The 5697-nt window shown below is 69.5% G+C and carries 4 protein-coding genes; 1 reads left to right on the top strand and 3 read right to left on the bottom strand.

Translation table 11 applies throughout. From position 1 onward, the window contains the following. Window positions 1–1605 (bottom strand): type I polyketide synthase (locus HCJ93_RS28810; protein WP_167998774.1); only part of this gene is annotated, 1605 nt, incomplete at its 3' end. 205 nt (window positions 1606–1810) lie between these two features. Continuing rightward, entirely contained in the window at window positions 1811–3313 is a 1503-nt protein-coding gene (locus HCJ93_RS28815; protein WP_206318090.1) for an FAD-binding oxidoreductase, read from the bottom strand. Between the two features lie 1127 nt (window positions 3314–4440). Between HCJ93_RS28815 and HCJ93_RS30080 the strand changes: the two genes are divergently transcribed. Continuing rightward, window positions 4441–4845 (top strand): transposase, encoded by a 405-nt coding sequence (locus HCJ93_RS30080; protein WP_309141538.1) that lies wholly within the window; start codon window positions 4441–4443, stop codon window positions 4843–4845. 253 nt (window positions 4846–5098) lie between these two features. Here HCJ93_RS30080 and HCJ93_RS28830 read toward each other — a convergent pair. Next, on the bottom strand, window positions 5099–5697 hold a 599-nt coding region (locus HCJ93_RS28830; RefSeq protein ID WP_305793902.1), incomplete at its 5' end, for a type ISP restriction/modification enzyme.

The raw sequence follows: 5697 nt of genomic DNA on the forward strand, positions 1-5697 counted from the left end.
CCCGGCCCCCCGGCTCCGTACGACCCGCGACGCGGGCTCTCCCGCGGCCAGTGCCGCGAGCCCGTTCAGCAGGCTCTCCCGGTCCGAGCCGAGGACGACTGCCCGGTTCTCGTGGGCGTCGCGGGAGGTCACCAGGGACTGCGCCACGGCGTCCACATCCAGTTCGGGCCGGTCCGCGACGAACGACCGCAGCCGCTCGGCCTGCGCCCGCAGGGCGTCCTCCCCGCGGCCGGAGACGAGCCACGGCACCACACCGGCCCGACGCTCAGCCCCGCCGCCGTCACGGGTCGCGGGCTCGGCCGCCGGCACCCCTTGCAGGACCAGGTGGCAATTGGTGCCGCCCATCCCGAAGGAGCTGACGCCCGCGAGCGCCGGCCGGGACTCCGGCTCCGGCCAGTCCGTCAGCGACTGCTGCACGCGCAGGTTGAGTTCGTCCAGCGGGATCCGCGGGTTCGGTGTCTCGTAGTGGAGGCTGGCCGGGATCTGGCGCCTATGGAGGGACAGGGCGGTCTTGAGGAGACCGACCATTCCGGCGGCACCCTCCAGGTGTCCCACGTTCGTCTTGGCCGAGCCGACCGTGAGGGGCAGTCGGCGGCCGGGGGCCGTGCCCAGGACGGCGCCCAGGGCCGAGGCCTCGATGGGGTCGCCGAGGGCGGTGCCCGTGCCGTGCAGCTCCACGTAGTGGACGTCCGCCGGGTCGACGCCCGCCCGGTCGTAGGCCAGGCGCAGCACCTCGCTCTGCGCGGCCGTGCTCGGCACCGTGAGTCCGTCCGTGGCGCCGTCGTTGTTGACCGCGCCGCCGCGGATCACGCAGTAGACCGAGTCGCCGTCGGCCAGGGCCCGGGCGAGGGGCTTGAGGAGGACGGCCCCGCCGCCCTCACCGCGGACGTAGCCGTTGGCGCGGGCGTCGAAGGTGTAGCAGCGGCCGTCCGGCGACAGCCCGCCGAACCGGTCGGCGGCGAGGGCGCTCTCCGGCACGATGTTGAGGTTCACGCCACCCGCCACGGCGAGTTCGCAACCGCCCGAGCGCAGGGCCGCGCAGGCCTGGTGGACGGCGACAAGGCCGGAGGACTGCGCGGTGTCCACGGTGAGACTGGGACCGCGCAGCCCGAGGGTGTACGACACCCGGTTCGCGATGATGGCGCGCTGGGTCCCGGTCAGCGAGTGCTGGGTGACGGCGGACAGCCCCTGCCGGTTCAGCAGCACCGCGTAGTCGTTCGCGATCGCACCGACGAAGACCCCGGTACGGCTGCCGCGCACCTGCCGCAGGGGGATGCCGGCGTCCTCGAAAGCCTCCCAGGAGAGTTCCAGCATGAGCCGCTGCTGGGGGTCCATCATCGAGGCTTCGCGCGGCGATATGCCGAAGAATGCGGGATCGAATGTGTCCACCCGGTCGAGAAAGGCGCCGTGCCGTGCGGCGGGGGGAAGTTCCTCGGCGTTCCACCGGTCCTGCGGCACTTCCCCGATCGCATGCCGCGCGTCGCGGAGCAGCTCCCAGAACGCGCTCTTGTCGGGGGCCTCGGGGAGTCGGCAGGAGAGCCCCACTATGGCGATTGCGTCGTCCGGTATCCCGACCTCGGTGAAGCCGTCGCGGAATTGAGACATGCGACCGTGATCCCCCCGTAAGTGAAATGCGCATGAGAAACGCCCCCTGCGGCACACGCAAAGGCAGTTGCCGACTGTAATCAAATGATCGTTGGCCCCTACACCCCTATCGATCCCCTAGTGACCGCTGAACTCGCGGGCGGGCAGGGGCGGAAGCGCCGAGGGTACGGGTCCCCGCGCGGGAACCAGTACCCTCGGTGCCGTCTCAGGCCGGCGGAGCCTGCACGGAGAGTGCGTGCCGGAACACGTTCCGTGGATCCCAGCGCGCCTTGACCGCCTGGAGGCGCGGGTAGGCGTCCTTGTAGTACAGCTCGGACCACGGCACCCCGGAGGTGTTCCACTCCTCGTCCGCGAGGTCGACGTCCGGGTAGTTGACGTACGCGCCGTCGGCGGCGCCACCGGGGACCGGTACGCCGCCGGTGTCCGCGTACACATCCCGGTACAGCTCGCGGATCCACCGCACGTGGACCGGGTCCTGCGCGGGGTCCTCCCAGGTCGTGACGTACACGATCTTGAGGATGGAGTCGCGCTGCGCCACCGCGGTCCGGTCCGCCGGGACGGCGTTGACCTTGCCGCCGTAGGCGATGAGCGCGACGACCCCGGCCGGATTGTCGTAGTCGGTGCTGGTCAGGCGCGTGTACAGGGTGCCGATCTGCCGGTCGTCGAAGCTCCGGCGCGCATACGCCGCCTTGATCTTGGCCCGTCCGGTCATGTCGCCGTCCCCGGCGATCCCGGGCCAGCGCGTCGAGTGCAGCCACGGCAGCCGCCGCGTGTCGCTGTGCGGCTGCACGCCCACACCCTCGGAGACCGCCGCGAGATACGTCTCCAGCCGCTTCTCCGCGTCCGGGCCGGTCGCGTCGAGCTGCGTGGTCATCGCGAGGGCACCGGACTGGCTGCGGGTGAGGGCCAGCACGCTGTAGAGGTCGCACCAGGGGGAGTCGGGGCCGCTGTTCTGCTCGAACCACCTGCCGTGGTTCCGTACGAGCCGCGCGAAGGCCGCCTCGTCCAGCCCCTCCCACGGCCACACCGTCGTGTTGAGCAGCACCTCGGCCGGCGGCCGCGGCAGCAGCCGGCCGGGCTCCGGCGGTACGTCGGCCTCGGCGGTCCGCAGCCAGTACCTGACGACCACGCCGAAGTTCCCGCCGCCGCCCCCGGTGTGCGCCCACCACAGATCATGGTTCGGATCGTCCGGCTCGCGCGTCGCGATCACGGTCCGCGCGTCGCCCGACGCGTCGACCACGACGACCTCGACCGCGTGCAGATAGTCGACGATCGAGCCGTGCATCCGGGACAGCGGGCCGTAGCCCCCACCGAGGATGTGCCCGCCCGCCCCCACATCGGGGCACGCCCCGCCGGGCAGCGTCACGCCCCACACCCGGAACAGCGTCTTGTAGACCGCGCCCAGAGTGGCACCGGCCTCGACGACGAACGCGCCGCGCTCCTCATCGAATCCGACCGCCGACAGCCGCGACATGTCCATCACCACACGGACGTCTGAATTGGCTACGAAGTCCTCGTAACAGTGCCCTCCACTGCGCACGGCCACCCGCTTGCCCGACCGCACGGCACGCGAAAGAACCTGCTCGATCTCAGCGGCGGATCCCACCAGATGTATCTCGTCCGGCTCACCGACGAACCGGAGGTTCTCGCCCCGCCGTAAGTCCTCGTACCGGATATCGCCGGGGGTCACGGTATTGATGTGCTGCACGCCGCTTCTCCTGTCCTGAGGCGAGGACGTAGTGCCGTCCTGTTGCCGTCGGATACTAATCCACTTGTACGGCAAGGTAATTGGGGATATCCGGAGGCGAGAGGAAGCGGGTGCGGAGGCAATGACGGGGGTCCGGTGCACGGGTCACCGACCCGGGCGGAAGGCGATGCGATCGCACACGCGGCAAACACCTGAGGGGCGGATAGTACGCCGGAGCCGGTCCCCGCAACATGGCGTACAGCACGGTCCGGGGAGGGCTGACTGGACGAGCCGCCGGGTTGTAAGCTGCGGAGACCGCCCTTGACCTGCGATAAGCGGGCAGGGAGCAGACAGATCGGGAGTCTTTCCGTGCTTCGTACCATGTTCAAGTCCAAGATCCACCGGGCCACCGTCGCCCAGGCCGACCTGAACTAGGTTGTAGAGACCGTCCCTGGCGTCTACGCCAGTCCAGCGCGGGCATGAAACAGCAGGTCAGGGCCTCCTGGTCCGGGAGGGTCCGCCCAGTTGGTGATGGCTGTGTGATAGACGAGTGATACGGCGGGGCCCCGCCTGGGGGCTTTGCGCGGAGCCGTGAGACGACGAGGCCGCACCGGAGAGCTCCGGCGCGGCTTCGTCATGAGATCGGCTGCGCTGTCGGGCACGATGCGGTCGGCGCCTCATGCGGCCCGTGTCCCTGTGACGTTTTCGGGGTGCGCCTACTTTGCGATTGCACTCGCACGTGCGTCTAAAGAACCGGTTCCGTCAGAGAGCGCAGCACCTCCTCGAGCACGGATCTGCCCAATCGGGGTGAGGTCGACCTGGGTGTGGATACGCACGGCGAGGTTCACGTCGCCGCCCCGGTCCCCCGGCTGGGGAAGGTCGTGGGCACCGAATCCTCTCCGGCGACGGCCGCCAGCTGCTGGCAGCTGACGTCTGCGCCCGCCAAACTGGATACGGTTGCGCCGTGCGGGGGTGGAGGGCACCGGCACCTTCGGAGCGAGCCTGTCCCACTACCTCCTCGCCCAGTACGTCCAGGTGCATGAGGTGAACCGGCCCGATCGCTCGACCCGCCGGTTGCTCTGCAAATCAGACCGATCGACGCGCGGGCCGTGCTCAGTGGCCGCGCCCGGAGACGAGGACGCGGTTCGGTGGCCCAGGCCACCCACCTGACGTTGCGCATGCTGGCCGAGCGCATCGAGCAGCTCACCGGGCAGATCGATGAGATGAACCAGCGCCTGACCCGGCTCGTCGTACGCCACGCACCGCAGCTGCTCGAGCGGGTGGGCATCGGTCCGGACAGCGCCGTCACGCTCCTGATCACCATGGCAGACAACCGCGACCGGCTGAACACCGAGGCGTCCTTGACTGCCCTTTGCGGAGCCAGCCCCATCGAGCACTCATCCGGCCGGCGGAGCACGCGCCGGCTCAACCACGGCGGCGACCGCCAGGCGAACGCGGCCCTGCACCGCATTGTCTTCACCCGCCTGCGCCACGACCTGCGCACCCAGGCCGACTACGAACGCCGCACCCAGGAAGGCAAGACCCGACGCTAAATCGTCCGATGCCTCAAGCGATATGCCGCCCACGAGGTGTTCAACCTGGTCAGACCGGTTTCCCGCGCCCCCGCGTCATAGGGGCGTGTGATCGCTCGTGACAGGTGAGGATTCCCGTCGGATCGCTCCGGCGGGGGTCCTGCGTAGACGGGGACCTGATACAACGACGCCCCGCTGGCTTGCTGCGGCGGGGCGTCGTCGTGCAAATATTCCGTTGATGTTGCGGGCGTCAGGCACTCAGGAAGGACGGGTGTCAGTCCGAGAAGTCGAGGCTCTCCTGACCAGGGCCGGGGGCGCGTCGAGACTTCCGCGGCGGTTTCGGTTCCTTGGTTGCGTAGGCAGGTACGGGCAGGATGCCCTCGTCCCGTAGGTCGTCGGTGCTGATGAGCGGGCCGCTGGTCACTGCGTCCAGCAGCCGGGCCTGTCGGGGTTCGAGGGCTACGAGGAGCCCGAGCGCGTTGATGAGGTCAAGCAGGTCAACGGTCCACCGGGCAGACCAGGTCGGGGGCAGGATGTCGTTCAACGGGGTCTGTCGTTCCACGTCTGGCTTGCGCTTGCGGAAGCTGAACCACTTGCGGATCGCCTGCACCCCGCCGATCCGATAGTCCCAGACTTCCGGCGCCACCGGACGTATGCAGCCCGTGCCCACCGTGATGGTTCGCGTGGACGCGTCGTAAGAGATGTCCGCAGGTAACCCGTCGTCCTCTCCGATCACGACGACGCATTCCGGTTGTTCCTCCGGGGGAAGCCTCGGGGACGAGCCAGGTGAACTGTCGTGGTGGGAGGCGAAGCGCTGGCCGTACGTGTGGATCCACACCGTGCGCCTGCCCACTTCCACGAGCTGCGCCCATA

This window comes from Streptomyces composti (assembly GCF_012034205.1).
GTDB classification, from domain to species: domain Bacteria; phylum Actinomycetota; class Actinomycetes; order Streptomycetales; family Streptomycetaceae; genus Streptomyces; species Streptomyces composti.